Below are 21796 nucleotides of genomic sequence, written 5' to 3'. Positions count from 1 at the left end.
AAACAATAGTCGATAAGAATAAACCAACGACTAAATCTCTCCGAGCGTCACCCGATCATTACCACCAAAGTCCTGCACCGTTTGTACAGTGGTAAAGCCATTACCTGCAAATATTTGCCGGACAGTTGCGCCCTGATCAAAACCATGCTCAAGCGCTAACAGCCCACCTGTACGTAAATATAGCGGCGCTCGCTGCACAATACGCTCTATATCGGCAAGTCCATGATTAGGTGCACTTAACGCACTAATCGGTTCAGCTATTAAGCGTGTTAAATGCTCGTCAGACTCGTCAATATAAGGAGGGTTGGAGACAATCACATCGAATAAGTGCTCGTCTTGAGTAGACAGCTCGTCATACCAGCTGCTTTGTACAAACTCGATATCAGTAACATCATTAACAGCGGCATTGTGTCTAGCAACTTTCAATGCCTCTGCTGATAAATCAACCGCTACCGTTTGCCAACTATCATCTTTTAATTGATATTTTAACTCATGCGCCAAACTGATAGCGATACAGCCTGAGCCTGTTCCTAAGTCTAACAGCCGCTTTGGCTTATTAATATTATCTAAGCTCTTTGGCTGAGACTGTATCCACTTTAATACTTGTTCAACCAACACTTCAGTATCAGGTCGAGGGATTAAAGTGTGCTCATTGACAGTAAAATTAAGCGACCAAAATTCTTGCTGTCCCGTTAAATACGCGAGCGGTGTGCCAGTCTGCATTTTGGCAATGCCATTATTATATCTCTCAAGCTCACTATCAGATAGCTCGTAGTTCTCATCAGTGATTAAAAATGAGCTTGGCTTATCGATGATATATAGCAACCAATCCGTTAGCCAGAATGATGGCAGCGTCCCTCCTGTATCACCATTTGTTAGTTGCTGAATTTGCTGCTTTATTTGATAAATGGTGAACGCTGTCATAGATTACTCATAAAAATACTGTCTAACAATTTAGGACAAAACACAGCTAATCGTTGTCGCTAGTCTGTAGCGCGTGGCGGCTCTTTAGTATCGGTTAGGTTTGGGTTGGTCTTAGTTAAACCAGTCGCAGTATTACCGCCGCTACTATTATCATCGTTGTCACTATAAATATCATCATTGTCACCGATAATAATATGTTTATCGACAAGATAAATCAGTGCCAAAATGGGTATACCGATCGCAAAGGTAAAAATGAAAAAGAACGGATAACTGGTATTATCGACAATAGTACCTGAATAACCACCCAATACTTTGGGTAGCAACGTCATAAGCGATGAGAATATCGCATATTGTACTGCGGTAAAACGAATAGAAGTCAGAGCAGATAAAAAGGCAATAAATACCGCACTTGCAAGACCTGCAGCAAGGTTATCAAAAATGACGGCCAGGTACATATACGGCAAACTACCAGGATGATATGTCAGCAATACAAACAGCAAGTTAGTCGCACAAGCCAATATTGCCCCAACCATCATGGCTTGCATCATACGCAGCTTTTGCGCCAATAACCCACCTAAGAACCCTCCAGCGATCACCATAATGACACCGACTAATTTTACTGCATTGGCAATATCAGTCTTGGTAAAGCCCATATCTTGATAAAAAACATTGGATATTACCCCAGCCACAATATCTGAAATACGATATAAACCAATAAGTGCTAGAAGCAACAATGCTTTTTTGCCATAACGACGAAAGAAATCAGCGATAGGCTCAACCCATGTTGTCTTGGCAACTTCTGCTTCTACAAGGTTCGCTTTTACCAACCCATAACCGATAGCCAAAGCTACTGTCAGACTCAATGCCATACGCACCAATTCATACAAAAACCCTAAAAGCGCACTTTCTGTCGCAGGTAATAATGATCCTAAATTTGCGAATATGAACACAAAACCTATGACTGATAACGCAAATACCAAGACTAGACGTGAATAGTCTGATGTTTTACGTTCAACGCGTACCTGATTGCTGACTGGCTCATGAATAATCAAAGTGGTCGCGACCCCAATTCCCATGACCCCTGCCATAACCCAGTAAGTATTGCGCCACGCTTCATAACTATAAAACGCTTCAGTTGAACCAAAATAATCCGCCAAATATAGCGCGCCTGCCCCAGCGACAATCATACCCAAACGGTAGCCTGCAGTATACATGGCAGACAATACCGACTGTAGACTTGGGGGAGCAAGCTCAATGCGATAAGCATCGATGACAATATCTTGAGTAGCGGAAGAAAAACCAAGTAAAACCGCCCCAACTGCCATATAAATAAGGCTACCTTCATTGGTTGGATTGACACTTGCCATCAGACAAATCGCCACAATAATCATCAATTGAGCAATCAATATCCAGCTACGACGACGGCCCAATAGTCTAGTCAATATAGGAAGTGGCACGGCATCAACCAATGGCGCCCAAATAAACTTGAACGAATACCCAAGCGCCGCCCAACTAAACATCGTTACCACACTGCGATCAATACCAGCCTCACGCAGCCACAGTGACAGGCTTGAAAAAATAAGCAAGATGGGAATGCCAGCGACAAACCCCAAAAACAACATGATAATGGCGCGTCGATCGAGATAGGCTTTTGCCGCCTCTCCCCATGACTTTTTGGCAACTGGGGGGTTTGGAGGCACAGGTTGGACAGCAGACATAACTATTCACCAAAAATTAAAACAAAAAACACAACCACGTACAATTCTTATCAGTCGTTAGTATCAATTATTTGCATCAAAAATTGATAAAAGCTGATTAAATTTGTACAAAGAAAGCCATACTTATAGCAAAATTGAATTATGGTACTTCAGAACGTTTATATTGACTAGACATTCTATCGAAATTTCTGCATTAAAGTTTGATAACTTAGCTTAATAACCCTGAATACCTTATTGCAGTAAACTTATGTATTATCAGCTCACAGAATTATTAACACACATGTGTTGTCTATATAGTATCGTTTACACACTTATTACTCACGTATTTACTGCCTAGAATCATCTTTATCACATTCAAGTGTGGTAATAAAAATAAGACGAAAGCTACTAAAAACTAAGAGTGACTATATCTGCCGTACCTTTCAGACTTAGCAGTTTTTTATATTCCTAATTATCATAAACTGATAGCTATTTCTTATATACAAGAATAATAGATTTGATTTACACTGGTTACCTACTGCATATCTGTACACTTTTATTTTTATATACAGACAGCGTTTGTGTATTTATACAATAGGATTAACTAATGGCAATCGACGTAGTGGTCAATCAGCGGCATCTACAAATCCAGCTCAAACAGCTAGAGACGGTATGGCATACGGTAATCAATGGCTACAACCTAAGTCAAGCAGCGACAGTATTACATACCAGTCAATCAAGCTTATCAAAGCATATAGCAGCGCTTGAAAACCAACTCAAAACCGAAGTGTTCGTCCGACAAGGCAAGCGCTTAACGGGTCTTACGACCATGGGTACAGCGCTTATGCCGCATATTGAGTCTATCTTTGCTGAAATTCGTACGATTGAGAACCTCAGTCTCGATTTTAATAATCCCAATATTGGCACATTGACGATCGCTACCACGCACACACAAGCGCGATATGTTTTGCCGCACGTGGTTAAAGAGTTCAAAGAGCGCTTCCCCAAAGTTAATCTAATTTTGCAACAGGCTGACCCTGAGACCATCGCACAGATGGTAATTCGCGGGCAAGCTGATATCGGCATTGCCACCGAATCGTTACTCCATAACGACTATCTACGCTGCTTTCGTTATTATGACTGGACACATCGCGTCATCGTACCAAGCGACCATGAATTGGCTGGACAAGAATCCATTGACCTACCTACTCTCGCCAGCTATCCGGTTGTCACCTATCACGGTGGTTTTACCGGACGCGGTGCCATTGACAAAACCTTTAGCGAGGCAGGCCTTGAGCCGGATATTGTGCTGGCAGCGCTTGATGCTGATGTGATAAGCACCTATGTCGGTCTGGGTTTAGGAATCGGCATCATCGCTGAGATGGCGTTTGAGCCCAGTCACTATCAAAACCTAACGGCCATTCCTGTCGATCATTTTGGCCGCTTTACCAGTTGGATGGCGGTACGCGATGACGCTGAGATTCGCCAATATGGTCGCGCCTTTATGGAACTGTGCCAACAGCAGTTTGCCAATTAATGAGCAGTTGTTAAATAAAGTATCTCAAACTTACTAGATTTGCTTATGGATGATAAAATGAGGGCTAAAACGTTACTCAACGTTTGATTCATTTTATCTCTGCATGCATTGCTGGATACCTAGATATTTAATAATGTCTGGGTATCGATCATTGCATGTCCATTTGTTCTTCTATAATCAGGTGATACCGCTCATGGAAAAATTCGTAGCGCTCATTATGGCACTTTTTGCCACCCCTTTACTGATTGGCGGCGCTTATCTGCTATCTTTAGGCGGTAGTCCTTACTATCTCTTCGCTGGCGTTATCATACTAACGACCGCTTTTTTATTGTTCAAAAAACATTGGAGTGCTTACGGGCTCTACGCCATCTTTATAGTAGCGACCATGGTATGGGCACTTTGGGAGTCTGGCTTTGATTGGTGGGCGCTGGCCCCGCGCGTTGGCTTTCCACTCATATTTGGTTTGTTGATGCTCCTACCATGGGTCTCAAGCAAAATGCGAGGACCCAAACCTGAAGTCACGCCAAACGCCACAAACAGCACACTAACCACAGACTCCACAAAAAAAAGCCCTGTGTACTATTGGGGTCTGCTTGCAAGCGTGGGCGTAGGTGCCCTGCTCTCTTTTGGTAGTCTGGCAAATAACGCTACTGATAAACTGGGCGAGCTTGATTTATCTGCTACAGATAAAAGCAAGCAAAATGACAGCTCAGATGAGACGTCAGCCAATCTTGGTGACCCGTTATCAAACGGTGAACACACACCAGATGGCGAGTGGAGCGCTTATGGTCGTACCGACTACGGCCAACGCTATTCACCTTTAGATAAAATCAATACCAGCAACGTCAAAGACCTTGAGCTGGCATGGCAAATCCAAACGGGTGACGTTAAAGGTCCTAACGATGTTGGTGAGACCACTTATCAAGCAACGCCCCTAAAAATTGGCAATGCACTATACCTATGTACGCCTCACAACTGGGTCATGGCATTAGATGCTGACTCTGGTGAAACGCTGTGGACGTTTGATCCAAAAGTAGGAAAAAACCTACAACGTCAGCACCAGACATGTCGCGGCGTGTCCTATTACGCGGGTCAAGCGGGCTCTGATCCGGCGCCTGCCCTTGCTAGTGACGAGACAACCAGCACTGTGCAAGTGCAAAAAATTGCTGGCAACACCTTTAAAAACGCCTCCAAGCAGTGCGATGCCAAGATATTTATCCCCACCTCTGATGCAAAGTTATACGCCCTTGACCCAAATACTGGGCAGCGCTGCCAAGACTTTGGTGATGATGGCGCGCTAGATTTGATGCATAACATGCCGTTTAATCAAGCAGGGTATTATTATTCGACGTCGCCACCAGTAGTCGCGGGTGATACCATCATCGTAGCGGGCGCGGTCAACGACAACTATGATGTAAATTCGCCTTCTGGTGTGATACGTGCTTATGACGTCAATACCGGTGAGCTTCTTTGGAACTGGGATTCAGGTGACCCTGAAAACACCGCGCCTTTTGATGTCAACGACCCATCCCAAACTTACAAAACCAGCTCGCCCAATTCATGGGCGATTGCTAGCGCTGATGAAGAGCTTGGATTGGCGTATTTTCCAATGGGCAATCGTACGCCTGACCAGCTTGGTAGCTATCGCAACGCTGCTGAAGAAAAATACGCAACGTCTGTGGTCGCACTAGATATCGAGACGGGTAAAGCACGCTGGGTTCAGCAATTTGTCCATCATGATCTTTGGGATATGGATACCCCTGCGCAGCCAACCTTACTTGATCTAGATACCGCTGATGGCGTACAGCCTGCGTTGGTGGTGCCAACCAAACAAGGTGATGTGTATGTGCTAAACCGAGCGACGGGCGAGCCTATTGTACCGATCAAAGAGCGCCCTGCACCGCAAGGCTATCTTGTGGCAGGCGAGCACGCTGCACCGACTCAGCCTTATTCTGGCTTGAGCTTTGAGCCTGAACCACTCACTGAAAAAGACATGTGGGGTGCAAGCCTCGTGGATCAAATGATGTGCCGTATTGAGTTCAACAAGCTTAATTACGATGGCCGTTATACCCCACCATCAACCAAGGGTAGTCTGATCTATCCTGGTAACTTTGGTACCTTCAATTGGGGCGGTATTGCAGTCGATCCTGAAAATGGCGTGATGTTCGGTATGCCCACATATTTGGCATTTACATCTAAGCTTATCCCTAGAGACACGTTGGGTGATGCAGAGACCAATAAAGGCGAGCAAGGGGTCAATGAAAACAAAGGGGCAGATTATGCAGTAGAAATGGGGCCCTTTTTATCACCGCTAGGTGTACCCTGCCAGCAGCCACCTTGGGGCACGGTCGCTGGTGCGGATTTGGCCACAGGTGATATCGCGTATCAACGTAAAAACGGTACGGTACAAGACCTATCTCCTATTCCTATAAAGTTGGAATTGGGCGTGCCTGGTATTGGTGGACCTATCATCACTAAAGGCGGCGTAGCGTTTTTGTCAGCCGCGACAGAAAACAACTTTCGAGCGTATGATCTAAAAAATGGCGACGTGCTGTGGAATGTTCGTATTCCAGCAGGGGGTCAAGCGACACCCATGACTTACTTAAACTCTAAAGGCGAGCAGATGGTACTTTTGGTCGCTGGTGGTCATGGTTCAGTGGGTACAACCATTGGAGACTATGTCTTAGCCTATAAGCTTGGTGGCCAAGATAAGTAATATCTGCTCATTAGGACACTGATAATTCGATTTATTGTCTTTTTATAATGAGCCTATGAAGAAGCAGGTGACTTAGGTTGCCTGCTTTTTTAGTGCCCTCACATAATGCCAAAATAAGCCATTATCTCCCTACTTCTGACTTAGTTATAAGACCTAACGACCATTATCACCGTGATCATCACCGTGTCTGGATAACGGTTAAGCGAGCTTAAAAACAGCATTAACCGTCTTTGTTAGGATTTATTAACAGTGACTGGGGGCACTTGAAACCAGCCCCAACTATAAGCATATCAATAGCAAATAACTGACAAACGACTGGATAATTTATGAGCACACAAATCCCTTTATCTTTTTTAGACCTAGCGCCCGTCCCTGAAGGTAGCACCATCGCTAAAGGCATTGCACAGACGGTTGAGACCGCTCAGCGCGCAGAAGAAGTCGGCCTCAATCGTTACTGGATGGCAGAGCACCACAATATGCCGGGTATCGCAAGCGCGGCCACCTCTGTGCTGCTGTCACATATCGGCAGTCAAACCAAGCGTATTCGTATCGGTGCTGGCGGTGTCATGCTGCCAAACCACGCCCCCTTGGTCATCGCTGAGCAGTTCGGGACATTACAAGCACTGTATGGTGACCGTATTGATTTGGGCTTGGGGCGTGCTCCTGGTACGGATGGTGCGACCTTCCAGGCACTACGCCGGCAAATGAAAGATGCTGAGCGCTTTCCGCAAGATGTGCAGGAGCTGATGTATTTTTTGGGTAATGGTACAGATAACAGCCCTGTACAGGCGTTTCCTGGTGCCCAATCAAACGTGCCTATTTGGATCTTAGGTTCATCACTATTTGGGGCTACCCTAGCGGCGCATCTGGGCTTGCCTTATGTGTTTGCCTCTCACTTTGCCCCCGCGATGCTTGAGCAGGCCATCACGACCTATCGCGAGCAATTCAAGCCGTCCGCCTATCTTGACAAACCTTACGTCATGATAGCGGCGAACCTGTTACTCGCTGATGATGACGCCACCGCGCATTATCACTTCACCTCAGCACAGCAAAGCTTTGTACGCTTGCGCCGCGGGGAAACAGGCCAAATGCCAAAACCCACTCACGATATGGACAGCATCTGGAGCTCAAGCGAGAAAATGATGGTAGACAACGCTTTATCGGTATCCTTTATTGGCTCTGTTGAGACGGTCAAGCCAAAACTTACTGCGTTTTTAGCCACGTATCAGCCAGATGAATTAATCGTGACAGCAAACGTTTATGATCAGGCCACACGCCTGCGTTCACTTGAACTTACACCTGAGCTAAACTTGTTTACTTTACAACAAGAGGAGACGCTTGCATAATCAAAGATGAACTTTAATGAGATAACGGTCATGGAATCATCTGCTTTTATTGGTTCATCAATATTTCTATATATCGTTGCATTTCTTGCAGTAATGGCCGTTGGAGGTTATCTGACGTATCATACAAGTGCAAAAAGAAAGCAGCATCGTAAAGACAAGCGAGATAGAGACAACTTAAATTGATGTAGCCCAATTTTATACCAAAAAAGCCGTTTTCTCTTATACGAGAAAACGGCTTTTTTAATGGCTGTCATATAGTCGTTCCACTATAAAACAAACACAGTATTACCAATCAATTGACGATCCGAGACTATTTTGTTCTGCTTGCTTTGCAACATATAAAGCAACTGCTGCATCAAAACTGGCTGCACCCACAGACTTAAATAGTGTTACCCCAGCAGACTTAGTCACCTCTTTTTTTAGCGCTCCAGTTACCAACGCTTGTAGATCACCACTGAGATCATCCCATGTCCAGGTACAATCAGAATTATCATGTGCTTGAATCAAATCACCTGCTTCGTGACGGCTACCGGCCAAATCATCAACGACGACCATGCTACTATTTGCAACGACATCGTTACCGATCTCTTTCATTGTCGCTTGATAAGCCCCTACTGCATTGATATGTGCATCTGTTTTAATTTGATCAATACTAAATAAACCTTCCGTCGCACGGGTGGCAACATTAATAATATCAGCATCACGGATCGCATCACCTACCTCTTCGCAGACGCTGATTTCAACATCCCATTGAGCATAATCACGGGCAAAACGGGTTTTAAATTGCGCTGCACCCTCATGGTTTCTGTTCCATAGATATACTGTTTTAATGTCAGGGCGTACTGTCAACACAGCATTTAGTTGTTCATAAGCCATACCGCCACAACCGACGACAGCGACACTTTGACAATCAGGCTTTGTCATATACTTAGTAGCGATACCTGATAATGCAGCGGTGCGCACTTGAGTGATATAAATGCCATCCATAATGGCCAATATCTCACCAGTATCATTATTTGATACAGTAATAATGGCAGTGGTCGTTGGCATATCACGGCTAGGATTATCAGGGCAAATGGTGACAAGCTTTACGGCGGTATACTCTTTTTCACCATCATAGATAGTTGCTGGCATTGATAAGTGCGAGCCTGAGCTATGCTCTTTATCTTCGCCAAAAGTCTCAATGACTAAACGTTCAGGCGCCTTTACCCAATTAGGATGCGCCGCTTGCTGATGTAATAGCTCTTCGATGGCATCAATAGCTGCTTGCATATTGAGATGTTCGGTCACTACCGCTTGATTTAATAATTGCACTATGAGCACTCCTTGCTGGTTAAATTTATAATCGTATTTATTATGGCGTTGTTGCTACTTTCATTTATTGGATACTTAGTTACTCAGTTACTTAATTACTTGCTTGAATACTTAGTTACTTGCTTGAGTGAACGTATTTTCTCTATCTTGTCATAAAACATGACTGCTATATCAATCCTAACGCCCGTAACATCGCCGCGCCAATCGCCATCCCAAGCATTCCTACTACCGTGGTAAAAGCAAGAATATTGGCGGCGAGCACATCATTGCCTCCCATTGCCTTTGCCATTACATAACTGGCAGCGGCGGTCGGTGATGCAGCCATCAAAAACAACACACCCATATGTACACCCGTCAGTCCAAAGCCTAATCCTACCGCGATAGCGACTATTGGTGCAATAACAATACGACCGATACTGGCTTGCATGGATAATCCTGAAGGATGCAGCATCGACTTTAAATCAATACTGGCCCCAGCGCAAATTAAGGCCAATGGCAATGCCACCGCTGCTAATAAATCGCCAGTCGTATGGATAACGCCAGTAAGTGGCGGCAGCATAAGAGCCTTATAAGCAAAAGCGGCCAATAAAGCGATGATTAATGGATTGGTAAATAGTTTTTTGACAATCATGGTGCTGCGGCTGATCCATGTATCATCGACGCTTTTGGACACACGGCTAAGGGTGATGACAGCTAAAATATTAAACAATATCGTCACCACGCCCATATAGACCGCACCAATACTTAAACCGCGCTCTCCGTAGGCGTTGGCAACTGTCGCCAACCCGATAATCGCCATATTACTACGAAATATACCTTGTACAAACACCCCTTGATCCGCTGGACGACTCACAAAACGCTTGGCATAAACCTCTGCACCAATAAACAAGATAAAGGTCACCAAAATACCCGCGACTATCAGCGTGATTTGTTTGCCATAATCAACCTCACTATCGACCACGCTAAAAAATAGCAAACAGGGCAAACAGTAATTAAAGACAAAGTTTGAGGATTGATCAATAAAAGCCTGACTCGCCTCGCCGCGTCTTTGCATAAAAAAACCCAACCACATTAAGGCAAGGTTGGGCAGTACAATAGTAATCGCAAAAACAATAGCTTCGATCATAGATAAGCTCAGATTAGTCATGTGCTCAAAGCGATGTCATTGAAGGCATGAGCACATACTTATTATAGGTCAGATTAAATAATAGTGGAGTAAAATATTATAGAGTGTACTACATCTTTATTTATGATCTGGTTTTTTTACCCACTTACCATCAGCATTTTTTTCGTAGACATTTTCGACGGCTGCCCATGCCGTCGCAAACCAGCGAGACTCATCATCGTACTGCTCACTTGCACTATTGAAGGCTGCACGAAAAATTTCTTGTGCATGTTTGGGTAAATTGTCTTTTACCGCATCTGGTAAGTCTGATAAATTATCATAAGGCATAACGTTACTCCTTATTTATATTTGACTAGTATTATTTCTTACTAAACCAAAGTATAACAGTACCAAGCTGTTTTTAAATTGTTAAACATATAAACAGAAAAAAACCCACAATAAAAGATTATTGTGGGTTTTTCTACAGACTGCAAATGTTGATGCGCTATCTAAGTGTTAACGCACTATTATCAGTCATGTACTATTATTAAGAACCTAATGCCGCTTTTGCTTTTTTCTGCTTTTTGACAGTCATCGCCAACAGTTGAACGGCAGCAGGAGTCACACCGCTTACGCGCCCAGCTTGAGCTAAGGTCGAAGGACGCACTTGTGTAAGCTTTTGCACGATCTCATTTGATAACCCTGACACAATACTATAGTCAAAATCCTCAGGCAATTTAGTATTCTCTAAGCGCTTCATTTGTTCAATCTCATCAGACTGACGATCAATGTAGCCTGCGTATTTGACAGAAATCTCAATCTGCTCACCTACTTGCGCATCGACTTGTGAATCAGTAATAGCAGCGATATCAGCAAAGTGGATTTGTGGACGTTTCATCAAGTCAAAAGCGGTCGCCTCTTTGCTAAGTACCTCGCCTGTTTGCTCAGTAACTTTTTGTCCCAAAGCATTAGCAGGGGTTGCCCACATATCCTTTAAGCGTGAGGATTCTGTCGCAATGGCTTCCATCTTTTCTTGATACGCTTGCCAGCGCTCATCATCAACCAAGCCAAGTTTACGACCAGTCTCCGTCAGACGCTGATCCGCATTGTCTTCACGCAGTAGCAAACGATACTCAGCACGGCTAGTAAACATGCGATACGGCTCGGTAGTACCGTGCGTAATCAAGTCATCGACTAGCACGCCAAGGTAGGCCTCATCACGGCGCGGTGTCCATGTCTCAAACTCGCTATTATTAGTAGTAACTAATGCCGCATTGGTGCCTGCAAGCAAACCTTGCACGCCAGCTTCTTCATAACCCGTCGTACCATTGATTTGACCTGCAAAATATAAGCGATCAATAGATTTGGTCTCAAGGGTTGGTTTTAGATTTTGTGGATCAAAATAATCATACTCAATCGCATAACCGGGACGGGTAATATGGGCATTCTCAAGCCCTTTCATACTATGAATAAATTCAAGCTGCACATCAAATGGCAAGCTGGTTGAGATACCATTTGGATACAACTCATGCGTGGTCAAACCTTCGGGCTCAATAAAAATCTGATGACTGTCTTTGTCAGCAAAGCGGTGAATCTTATCTTCAATGGATGGACAATAGCGCGGGCCTACACCTTCAATTTTGCCAGAGAACATCGGTGAGCGCTCGAGGTTTTCACGGATGATGTCATGGGTGCGTGCATTAGTATGCGTAATATAACAATTAACTTGCTCAGGGTGCATAGAGACATCACCCATATAGCTCATCACTGGTAGTGGCGTATCACCTGGCTGCACCGTCATTACACTAAAGTCTACGCTACGCGCATCAATACGTGCAGGTGTACCTGTCTTTAGGCGCCCTACTGGCAGCTTTAGCTCACGCAAACGATCTGCCAACTTAATAGAAGGCTGATCCCCTGCACGTCCGCCTTTAGAGTTCTCAAGACCTATATGAATAACCCCGCCTAAAAACGTTCCCGAGGTCAAAACGACGGTTTCAGTCTTAAAAACAATACCAGTAGAGGTGACAACCGCAGTCGCACGGCCGTTTTCTACCAAAATATCATCAGCACCTTGTTGAAATAAATCAAGATTGGGCTGATTTTCAAGCGTCGCGCGTACGGCAGCTTTATACAAAATACGATCCGCTTGGGCACGGGTGGCGCGCACGGCAGCGCCTTTGCGGCTATTTAACACGCGAAACTGGATACCTGCCTTGTCTGTCGCTAGTGCCATAGCACCGCCGAGCGCGTCAATCTCACGCACCAAATGCGACTTCCCGATACCGCCAATCGCTGGATTACAGCTCATTTGACCCAACGTCTCAATATTATGCGTCAACAGCAGGGTCTGCGCGCCCATACGTGCAGATGCTAAAGCAGCTTCTGTACCAGCATGACCGCCACCGATCACTATCACGTCGTAATGTTTTGGGTATTGCATGTAAGCCTCGCTTGAATGACAAAGTTTTTGACGATAAATAACTGATTTCAACAATTATTTATCGCGCAATGAATGGTCGTCAATCGTATTTTAAGAACAGATGGGAGTATTGTTAAAAACTGGTATCTTTAAAAACAGTTATCTAAATAAAGATACTAAAAAACAGCTGCTAATTATAACAATTTTTGCGCACTTAAAAAACGTTGCGTCAAAAACGATTAAAATTAACTTATCGTTGTAAAATTTAGGCTATAAGAGCCAGTTACTTACCAACCAGTTAACGATTAGTGACCCTCATCATTTTAGTTTGCATTGTTGCCAGGACTTAACGGTACAATACGATCTGCTTGATTGCTAGCTAGCATATGATGGCTGCCATAGCCTTCTGGATTGATCTGCAAATAAGCATTCATCTGGCCAATAGCATCACCATCGTTACTGGCTAAAATATACTCTTTTATCATATCAACAGGTGGTAATGGTAAGTTTTTGAGTAGGGCCAAACGCTGATCGTTGTCGCCTTTATTGACGACCAGCTCAATAAGCTGGCGCGCATCAATGGGTAAATCTGGCGTATTTTGCGCCAGCAATGCCAAATGATAAGCGCCCGCTGTGTCTTGATCAGCTACCACTCGCTGCTCAATGGCAACATAAGTCGCTTCTGTAGCACCGCCTGCCACACTCAGTTGATGAATACATCTAAGTGCAGAGTTTGGCTCATTGCCTGCCATCTCAATAAGGCGTAGAGACTCAGCTTTTAGATGTTCACGGCGCTTCTCAATGGCAGTTTGTTCTGTCGCTTCTTGCTGCTTAGCTGAGGCATCTTGTTTTGATTGGTCATTCATAAGTATCTCTTATTATCTAAATTGTATGTATCTTAACCACTATATGGGGCTAAAACCGATAAAAACAACAAAGTACATAGACAACAAAAACCCGAGCAACTATATCAGTTACTCGGGTTTGCAATGCCAAAAAATACAAATCACTTATTTAAACAATAAAGTAGTTTTGGACAACAAAGTGGTCCAAAAAAATGTAGATCATTAAGCAGCAGGGCTGTTTGCTTCAACCAACGGCTTAAGCTCACCTGATTGATACATCTCAAGAATGATATCTGATCCGCCCATCAACTCACCATCAATCCATAACTGTGGAAACGTTGGCCAGTTACCAACTTTCGGTAACGTCGCACGGATTTCTGGATTTTCCAAAATGTTAACAAACGCGAATGGACGACCAATTTGGGTCAACACTTCAATAGAACGTGCTGAAAAACCACACTGCGGAAATTGCGGTGTGCCTTTCATATATAAGATAACTTTATTGTCTTTAATTTGATCACGAATCAATTGTTCAACATCGTTTGCAGCGGTATTCGGGGTTTGTTCACTCATAAAAGCTCCTATTGATTAAAGCGGTTCATTAAAATAGACATCAATACAAAATAATTGGATGAAGAGTTGCTTCATACATGGGGCAACCATTACAGTATTGCAAGTCACGTACTTTTCAGTTTGGCCAATTTTTGTACGAATAAAATTAACTGGGTTCGACAACAGTGGGAACCAATAATACCACGGCGCTGGCCATAATCCCTTCTTGTCGACCGGTAAAGCCAAGTTTTTCTGTCGTCGTGGCTTTAATGCTGACATTGCTAATGACCGTTTGCAAATCACTGGCGATATTTTCGCGCATAGCCAGGCTATGAGGAGCAAGTTTTGGGCGCTCACACATCACCGTAATATCGGCATTACCTAACATGTAACCTGCTTCTTGAACTTTACTATAGACATAGCGTAGTAACACCCTTGAATCCAAACCTGCATGGGCTGCATCCGTATCTGGAAAGTGCTGACCAATATCGCCAAGCGCTAATGCACCTAATAGCGCGTCTGCAAGTGCATGTAGCACCACATCACCATCTGAATGTGCCAGTAAGCTATGACTGTGCTCAATAGGCACGCCCGCTAGTATGACATATTGTTGTTGCTGACCATTGTTATGAAACGCGTGGACATCAATACCCTGACCAATTTTTATCATTACTATTCCAAAATAAGCGTGATTAAAATAATTTAAAACTACTATCTGAATTTTACAAGCAGTAAGATGCCATAGGTCGCCATCAGTTTCAATTAGCTGGTATAATATAGCCCTTATTTTATCATCATATCTACTCTAAAAATAAACTGAATCCAAAAGATAAAATGACGTTGCGTCATCTTAAACGTTGAATAAAGTATAAAAAGTTGAGCCGTTCTATGTCAGTCATGCCAAATACATCAAGCATACCCGTTTCTGTTTCTTTCAGCGCCCAGCGCCCTCTGACGCTCGCTGATATCGACAATCCAAGCACCAAGCATGTGATCGTTGGCATGTCAGGTGGTGTCGATTCTTCTGTATCAGCCGTCCTACTCCAGCAAGCAGGCTTTAAGGTGGAAGGGCTGTTTATGAAAAACTGGGAAGAGGATGATGGCACCGAATACTGTACAGCTATGGACGACTTAGCCGACGCGCAAGCAGTGTGTGACAAAATCGGTATTAAATTGCATACAGCCAACTTTGCCATGGAATACTGGGATCGCGTATTTGAGCATTTTTTAGCGGAATACAAAGCTGGCCGCACGCCTAATCCTGACATCTTATGTAATAAAGAGATCAAATTTAAGGCGTTCTTAGATTATGCCCTAACCCTTGGTGCTGATTATATTGCCACCGGTCACTATACACGCCGTAGTGTCAATTATACCAATGCCGATGGTACGCTCGTTGCACAGCTACTGCGCGGACTCGATAACAATAAAGACCAAAGCTACTTTTTACATGCGGTTGGCGGTGACAAAATTGCCAAGACCTTGTTTCCAGTTGGTGAGCTTGAAAAACCAGTCGTACGTCAAATTGCTGAAGAACATGATCTAGCTACCGCTAAAAAGAAAGACTCGACGGGCATTTGCTTTATTGGTGAGCGTCGTTTTAAAGACTTCTTGCAGCAGTACTTGCCTGCCCAAAAAGGCGATATTATCACTGACGATAATAAAGTGATTGGCACTCATGATGGGTTGATGTATTACACGTTAGGTCAGCGTGGCGGTATCGGTATCGGCGGTGTTAAAGATCGTCCAGAAGAACCATGGTTTGTACTAGCAAAAGACTTGGACAAAAACCGTTTGATCGTTGGTCAAGGCCACGCGCATCCGATGCTCATGAGTAATGAGCTGCAAGCTTATAAGCTCGACTGGATTGATGGTCTGCCACCTACGGATATATTTAGAGCTGAAGGTTTACGTTGCATGGCAAAATCGCGCTATCGTCAACCAGATCAAGCCTGCCATGTATTTGCAGTAAATGCTGACGGCACTGAAGTCCGCGTCGTGTTTGATGAACCGCAACGTGCAGTCACTCCAGGTCAATCAGCAGTCTTCTATATTGACGAGGTTTGTTTAGGTGGCGGCGTGATTGCATCTATTGATGCGCCTTGTGGGTTTTAAGACTAATCATTATTTATCAGTGCTCGTTATCAATTAATATTTTCTAGATATGTTTGTGGGATATTTCATGACTGGCCGTTTCATTCCTGTTTTTAACATTGTAAAACCTTATTCAACATGGAAAAAACATGTCATTGCTTTTGTCGTTATTACCACACCTTTAATGGCGCAAGCTAACCCTACAGGTTTTGGAAAATTTACTCGCGACACAAATACGATCGCAGGTAGTATTGCTTCAGGTACTTACAGAACAGCAGCAAATGCTACTGGTAAGTTTAAGGTTACTGCAGGACCGTCAAACGGTTATAACGGCTCTAGTGTTACAGTTGGAGACAACGGTGTTGAAATTAAAAATGAGTCCAACGCTGGTAGCGACAGAGATAAATTTACCTATACGATAACTATTACGCCTGATGACATCACTTCTTTACATACCATAAAAATTGGTCAAACCAGCTATACCACAGGTGGTAACTCTGAGATTGCCCGCCAAACACTAAGTTTTACTGAAAACACTCAGATCAACCTGCCTGTACAAGCGACGGTTAGAGAAAATCCCGATGTTGGCTACTTTTTTGGTGCCATGGGTGATTACTTTATGGGCAAAAAACTGGCAGGAAATAGTTTTAGTTCCAATAATACGATAAGTCGACCACAATTGCGTGTTGATAGCTCAAATGGTGGGGATAGTGGTTTGTATTATTATGGAATCACTGCACTTAACGGTAGCGGCAATAGCAGCTCGTTTACGCCTACTACCAATGCTAATGGACAAGTATCTTTTGCATCTGGTCAAAAAAGAGGTACCTTGCCCCCTACGCCTACCTTTACCAATATTCTAAAAGAAACCTCTACCAACCCCAATAACCAAAACACGTATGCTTCTCTCAATACCAGCACCGTTATCCCTAATAACGGTAGCTACGTCAGCTATGGGATTGAAAACTCAAAAAGCAATTATGTAGTCGCAGTTAGGAATGCAGAGTCTGTAACTTTAACGTACGAAGGTATCATGAAAGGCAATAGTGCTATTGAGGCCGATGTAGTTGGTGAAAGTTATAATGAGTGGATTAGCTTTGGAGTAGAGAGCGAACCATATTACTATGTTTTTTCTGGTATAGTATTTGGTGACAATGGCGGTATTACTGCTGCAGAGGCAGATGCTAGTAACGCAAACATAACAAGCGGTGCCTACAGCAACAAACCTAATTATTTCAATGGTCTATTTAACAGCGCTTCTGAATCTGGTATTGCTGGTAGCATAGTCAAAATAGTCAATAACTGTGATAACCCAACCATAACTTACGCCACACAATCTGTAGAAAAGTCCGGCAACGCTATTGGCAAATATCAAATTAAAATACCTATTACTAACTTAAATGGCCAAGGTAATGTTTGCCTTTTAGAAGAAAGAAGCGACACTATTTATCCTATTCGTACGACGACTAATAAAAAGGCTATTACGTTAGAGAATGCGAAATATGAGTATCAAAACAATAACTTTGGTAGAGTTATTGATCAAAACGTAGCTTTAGTGCTAGAAAAAGAACAGGCTGCTAATGACTGCAAAGTGACTGATATTACCAGTCTCACTTATAGCAAAGACCCCCTTTCTAGCTCAGAGACTGGCGCAGGCGCAGATATTAAGCCTGGGAATTGCATTGCTTATAAGATTACTGCGACCAACCGTGCCAATATCGATATTAACAATTTCATCATGCACGACATTCTGCAAAAAAAAGGCGACAACAACGCCGCAGTAACGTCGAAACTCGCTGATCCTAGTTATCAGGCAAGCGATTATGCGAACGATAGTGTGCCAATCGGAGAAAACGGAACAGTGAAAACAGTACCTTTAAACTTAAGTGCCAAAACTCATCGTAGTTTTTACTTTAATACTCAGTATGGGACAACGCAATCAGATACTGTCAATACACCTTAAATATAAAGTTATATGAATAGACGGGTTTTTTACATTCACATTTCTGCTATATTACGCGCAACTATTTTTACCCCGTGCTTATATAGCAATTTTTAGTAGCTACACCTTTGCAATTTTTTATCTCATAACTATCGAGGCATCACTATGACTCCACTTACCGCACTCTCCCCAATCGACGGTCGTTACGCATCCAAAGCCGACAGCTTACGTCCTTATTTGTCTGAATTTGGCTTGATCAAAGCACGCGTCACCGTTGAGATTCGCTGGTTACAGTCATTGGCGGATAATAGCGCAATCGGTGAATTATCAGCATTTGATACAGATACCAATGCCTTTTTAAATAGCATTGTTGATGACTTTAGTGAAGCGGATGCACAAGCAATCAAAGACATCGAAGCAACGACCAATCACGATGTAAAAGCGGTTGAGTACTTTATCAAAGACAAATTTCGTGGTCAGGATGCCTTAATTGACTCACTTGAGTTCATTCACTTTGCCTGTACTAGTGAGGACATTAACAACTTATCGTACGCATTGATGCTAAAAGATAGCCGCGAGCTTGTGGTTGCAAAAATGCAGCAAGTGACCGACAGTATCGCCGACCTAGCCATTGCGCACGCCGATCAGCCAATGCTCTCACGTACTCACGGTCAAACTGCCAGCCCAACGACACTAGGTAAAGAGATGGCAAACGTGGCTTATCGCCTCGCCCGCCAAATCAAGCAAATTGGTCAGGTTGAGCTACTTGGTAAAATCAATGGCGCAGTCGGTAACTATAACGCGCATTTATCAGCCTATCCTGATGTAGACTGGGCTATGCATGCAGAGCAATTTATTAATGAGCGCCTTGAGCTGACCTTTAACCCTTATACGACGCAAATCGAGCCACATGACTATATCGCCGAGTTGTTTGATGCTGTAAAGCGTTTTAATACGGTATTGATCGATTTTAACCGTGATATTTGGCAATATATTAGCTTAGGCTATTTTAAGCAGCGTCTAAAGGACGGTGAAGTTGGCTCATCTACCATGCCGCATAAAGTTAATCCCATTGATTTTGAAAATTCAGAAGGCAACTTGGGCGTGGCCAATGCCATGCTCGCACATTTGGGCGAAAAACTGCCGATCTCACGTATGCAGCGCGATCTATCAGACTCGACCGTACTACGTAATATCGGTGTTGGTCTGGCGCAAAGCATGATTGCATTTGATGCTTGCCTAAAAGGCGTAGGCAAACTTGAATTAAATGCGCAGCGTTTGAATGATGACCTTGACCAAGCACAAGAAGTATTGGCAGAGCCGATTCAAACGGTCATGCGTCGCTACCGCGTTGAGAACCCTTATGAGAAACTCAAAGCCCTAACTCGTGGCAATGCCATGACTCGCGAAGCGATGCTAACGTTCGTTGACAGTGACGAGTTGGCAGCCGTTAGCGATGCTGATAAAGCACGTCTACGTGAGCTCACACCAGCGACCTATACTGGTAATGCCGCTGAGCAAGCACGCGCTATTAAAGACTGGATTGCCAAGCTTTAGTAGCAGTTAAGCTAATACTAAAAAATAGGAGCGTGCAAAATGATTTACACGCTCCTATTTCGATAATAGTACTGTCTTACTAAGTTTTTATCTTAATAAGTGATAACCTTACTTTGAAAACTATGATTGATTTTAATTCAAACTCCATAGTCGATAAGTAAGGTTTTACTTTTTATCCTTTTTATCATCGTCGTCACTGTCACCTGGTATGATGGCTTTGCCGACCGCAACCGTACCTTTGACCACGCCTTTGGTGGTTTTATAGGCAACTTTAGCAGGTACCGTTACTATCTTATGTACACAAGCTTGAAGGAAGAATACGCTTGCGATAATGACGATAAATTGTAATTTTTTCATAAATGTCCTACGATTAATGGGATGTTCTGATATGGGATGTTTTGTTAGTAGTCACTAGTACTGTAATACTAGCGACTGTCATACTCTGTATCAGATAGGCGATAATCATAAACTATTAAAACCGTCCTATAAAGCACTCCTTACTATTAATCTTATACCCATTTTTAAATATGGATTTACCAATGACCACAATTCCTCTTTGTTTACCCGACTCTATTACTCCCGAGCAGTTCTTGAACGAGTATTGGCAAAAAAAACCGTTACTTATTAAGCAAGGTTTACCGCAACTGATCGATATGTTTGAGCAAGAAGATATGCTCGATCTTGCTTTGGAAGAAGATGCTTCAGCGCGCCTATTGACTCAAGCTACGACTAAGCAAGAAGGCGAAGCGCAATGGCAACTCAAAAAGAGTCCGCTAATCGAAACAGATTTTGCTAATTTGCCAAAACAGTGGACCGTGTTAGTACAGAATATGGAACAGTGGTCTCCTGAGCTTGGAAAGCTTTGGCAAGCATTTGACTTTATTCCGCAGTGGCAACGCGACGATATTATGGTCTCGTACGCGCCTGCAGGCGGCTCAGTCGGCAAGCACTATGATGATTATGATGTGTTTTTGGCACAAGGGTTTGGGCCGCGCCGTTGGCAGCTCGGTAAGTTTTGTGACAAAGACACTGAGTTTGTCGCAGATGAGCCGATTCGACTTTTTGATGATATGGGCGAGATTATCTTTGATGAGATATTAGAAGCGGGTGACGTACTTTATGTACCACCAAAACTCTCGCATTTTGGGGTAGCACAAGACGACTGCCTGACGTTTTCATTTGGCTGTCGTCGTCCAAACCTTATGCAAATCATCGACAGCATGGCCGATATCGCGACCAACGACAGCGATTTATTTGTCCCAATGCTACTGCCGCAAGCGCTACAAGCATCAGGTGAACTACAAGCAGATAGCATTGGTGCGATTAAAAAACAGCTATTACAAATGCTGCAGTCTGAGCGCGGTGACGACATCATTCGTCAAGCCGTGTCTGAAGTGGTGAGCAAACGTCAATACGATGCGCTGGTTCCAGAGGAGACATTGGAGACTGACGAGCTGATGCAAGCGTTATCTGATGGGGCAACACTGCAGGCAGATTATAGTAATCGCCTACTCTATAGCCAAAATGACAATGACATCACGCTATATGCCAATGGTCAACGCCTTGATGGTATCGATAAGGCAACAGCGGCCATACTAATACGATTGGCAAATGGCGAGCATCTGCGTTATCAAGATGTTGCAGATGTCGATCCAGACGAGTTAAGCGAATGGCTTGAGAATGGCTGGGTGTGGCTGGATTATTCTGAGTAGCCTTTAATGAGGCTGTACAAACAGCTGACTGAT

At 43.6% G+C, this 21796-nt stretch carries 17 protein-coding genes; 7 read left to right on the top strand and 10 right to left on the bottom strand.

What is annotated here, in order from left to right:
• Positions 1 to 30 precede the first annotated feature (30 nt).
• Positions 31 to 924, bottom strand: a complete 894-nt coding sequence (prmC, locus tag ACTXGH_RS08705) for a peptide chain release factor N(5)-glutamine methyltransferase (protein WP_439296233.1) — start codon at positions 922 to 924, stop codon at positions 31 to 33.
• 59 nt (positions 925 to 983) lie between these two features.
• Positions 984 to 2642, bottom strand: a complete 1659-nt coding sequence (locus ACTXGH_RS08700) for an AmpG family muropeptide MFS transporter (RefSeq protein ID WP_439296234.1) — start codon at positions 2640 to 2642, stop codon at positions 984 to 986.
• A gap of 586 nt (positions 2643 to 3228) precedes the next feature.
• On the opposite strand from ACTXGH_RS08700, the gene ACTXGH_RS08695 reads away from it, so the two are divergent.
• The 3 genes from ACTXGH_RS08695 (at position 3229) to ACTXGH_RS08685 (ending at position 8220) form a co-directional block, all read left to right on the top strand.
• The gene (locus ACTXGH_RS08695) at positions 3229 to 4158 is read left to right on the top strand and encodes a LysR substrate-binding domain-containing protein (protein ID WP_299220373.1); all 930 of its coding nucleotides are present in this window, start codon (positions 3229 to 3231) and stop codon (positions 4156 to 4158) included.
• 193 nt (positions 4159 to 4351) lie between these two features.
• On the top strand, positions 4352 to 6874 hold the full coding sequence (locus ACTXGH_RS08690) for a membrane-bound PQQ-dependent dehydrogenase, glucose/quinate/shikimate family (RefSeq protein WP_439296235.1): 2523 nt from the start codon (positions 4352 to 4354) through the stop codon (positions 6872 to 6874).
• 326 nt (positions 6875 to 7200) lie between these two features.
• Entirely contained in the window at positions 7201 to 8220 is a 1020-nt protein-coding gene (locus ACTXGH_RS08685; RefSeq protein ID WP_439296236.1) for an LLM class flavin-dependent oxidoreductase, read from the top strand.
• Positions 8221 to 8505: 285 nt separating this feature from the next.
• On the opposite strand, the gene ACTXGH_RS08680 is transcribed toward ACTXGH_RS08685, so the two are convergent.
• The 7 genes from ACTXGH_RS08680 to ispF all read right to left on the bottom strand — a co-directional run bounded on the left by ACTXGH_RS08680 (position 8506) and on the right by ispF (position 15128).
• Positions 8506 to 9534 (bottom strand): ornithine cyclodeaminase family protein, encoded by a 1029-nt coding sequence (locus ACTXGH_RS08680; protein ID WP_439296237.1) that lies wholly within the window; start codon positions 9532 to 9534, stop codon positions 8506 to 8508.
• 166 nt (positions 9535 to 9700) lie between these two features.
• Positions 9701 to 10660 carry an AEC family transporter gene (locus ACTXGH_RS08675; protein WP_299220361.1) on the bottom strand — a complete coding sequence of 320 codons (960 nt, stop codon included), beginning with the start codon at positions 10658 to 10660 and terminating at the stop codon, positions 9701 to 9703.
• 117 nt (positions 10661 to 10777) lie between these two features.
• Positions 10778 to 10987: a ChaB family protein gene (locus tag ACTXGH_RS08670; protein ID WP_345832169.1), complete on the bottom strand. Its 210-nt coding sequence runs from the start codon at positions 10985 to 10987 to the stop codon at positions 10778 to 10780.
• A 199-nt stretch (positions 10988 to 11186) separates the two neighbouring features.
• On the bottom strand, positions 11187 to 13082 hold the full coding sequence (gene mnmG, locus ACTXGH_RS08665) for a tRNA uridine-5-carboxymethylaminomethyl(34) synthesis enzyme MnmG (RefSeq protein WP_439296238.1): 1896 nt from the start codon (positions 13080 to 13082) through the stop codon (positions 11187 to 11189).
• Positions 13083 to 13384: 302 nt separating this feature from the next.
• The gene (locus tag ACTXGH_RS08660) at positions 13385 to 13927 is read right to left on the bottom strand and encodes a hypothetical protein (RefSeq protein WP_439261482.1); all 543 of its coding nucleotides are present in this window, start codon (positions 13925 to 13927) and stop codon (positions 13385 to 13387) included.
• Positions 13928 to 14128: 201 nt separating this feature from the next.
• Positions 14129 to 14479, bottom strand: coding sequence for a Grx4 family monothiol glutaredoxin (gene grxD, locus ACTXGH_RS08655; RefSeq protein WP_299220350.1), 351 nt, complete (start codon positions 14477 to 14479; stop codon positions 14129 to 14131).
• 145 nt (positions 14480 to 14624) lie between these two features.
• The gene (gene ispF, locus ACTXGH_RS08650) at positions 14625 to 15128 is read right to left on the bottom strand and encodes a 2-C-methyl-D-erythritol 2,4-cyclodiphosphate synthase (RefSeq protein ID WP_439296239.1); all 504 of its coding nucleotides are present in this window, start codon (positions 15126 to 15128) and stop codon (positions 14625 to 14627) included.
• A gap of 332 nt (positions 15129 to 15460) precedes the next feature.
• Between ispF and mnmA the strand changes: the two genes are divergently transcribed.
• From mnmA to purB, 3 genes are all read left to right on the top strand, one after another.
• Positions 15461 to 16573, top strand: coding sequence for a tRNA 2-thiouridine(34) synthase MnmA (mnmA, locus tag ACTXGH_RS08645; protein ID WP_439296334.1), 1113 nt, complete (start codon positions 15461 to 15463; stop codon positions 16571 to 16573).
• 67 nt (positions 16574 to 16640) lie between these two features.
• On the top strand, positions 16641 to 18515 hold the full coding sequence (locus ACTXGH_RS08640; RefSeq protein WP_439296240.1) for a hypothetical protein: 1875 nt from the start codon (positions 16641 to 16643) through the stop codon (positions 18513 to 18515).
• A 144-nt stretch (positions 18516 to 18659) separates the two neighbouring features.
• Positions 18660 to 20051, top strand: coding sequence for an adenylosuccinate lyase (gene purB / locus ACTXGH_RS08635; RefSeq protein ID WP_439261485.1), 1392 nt, complete (start codon positions 18660 to 18662; stop codon positions 20049 to 20051).
• Between the two features lie 165 nt (positions 20052 to 20216).
• On the opposite strand, the gene ACTXGH_RS08630 is transcribed toward purB, so the two are convergent.
• Entirely contained in the window at positions 20217 to 20408 is a 192-nt protein-coding gene (locus ACTXGH_RS08630) for an NF038104 family lipoprotein (RefSeq protein WP_439261486.1), read from the bottom strand.
• Between the two features lie 182 nt (positions 20409 to 20590).
• Between ACTXGH_RS08630 and ACTXGH_RS08625 the strand changes: the two genes are divergently transcribed.
• The gene (locus ACTXGH_RS08625; protein WP_439296241.1) at positions 20591 to 21763 is read left to right on the top strand and encodes a JmjC domain-containing protein; all 1173 of its coding nucleotides are present in this window, start codon (positions 20591 to 20593) and stop codon (positions 21761 to 21763) included.
• Positions 21764 to 21796 lie beyond the last annotated feature (33 nt).

It is taken from the genome of Psychrobacter sp. 1Y10 (assembly GCF_052259005.1).
Classification (GTDB): domain Bacteria; phylum Pseudomonadota; class Gammaproteobacteria; order Pseudomonadales; family Moraxellaceae; genus Psychrobacter; species Psychrobacter saeujeotis.
Note: the sequence above shows the minus strand (reverse complement) of the source record. Positions and strands in the feature narration are given on the sequence as shown.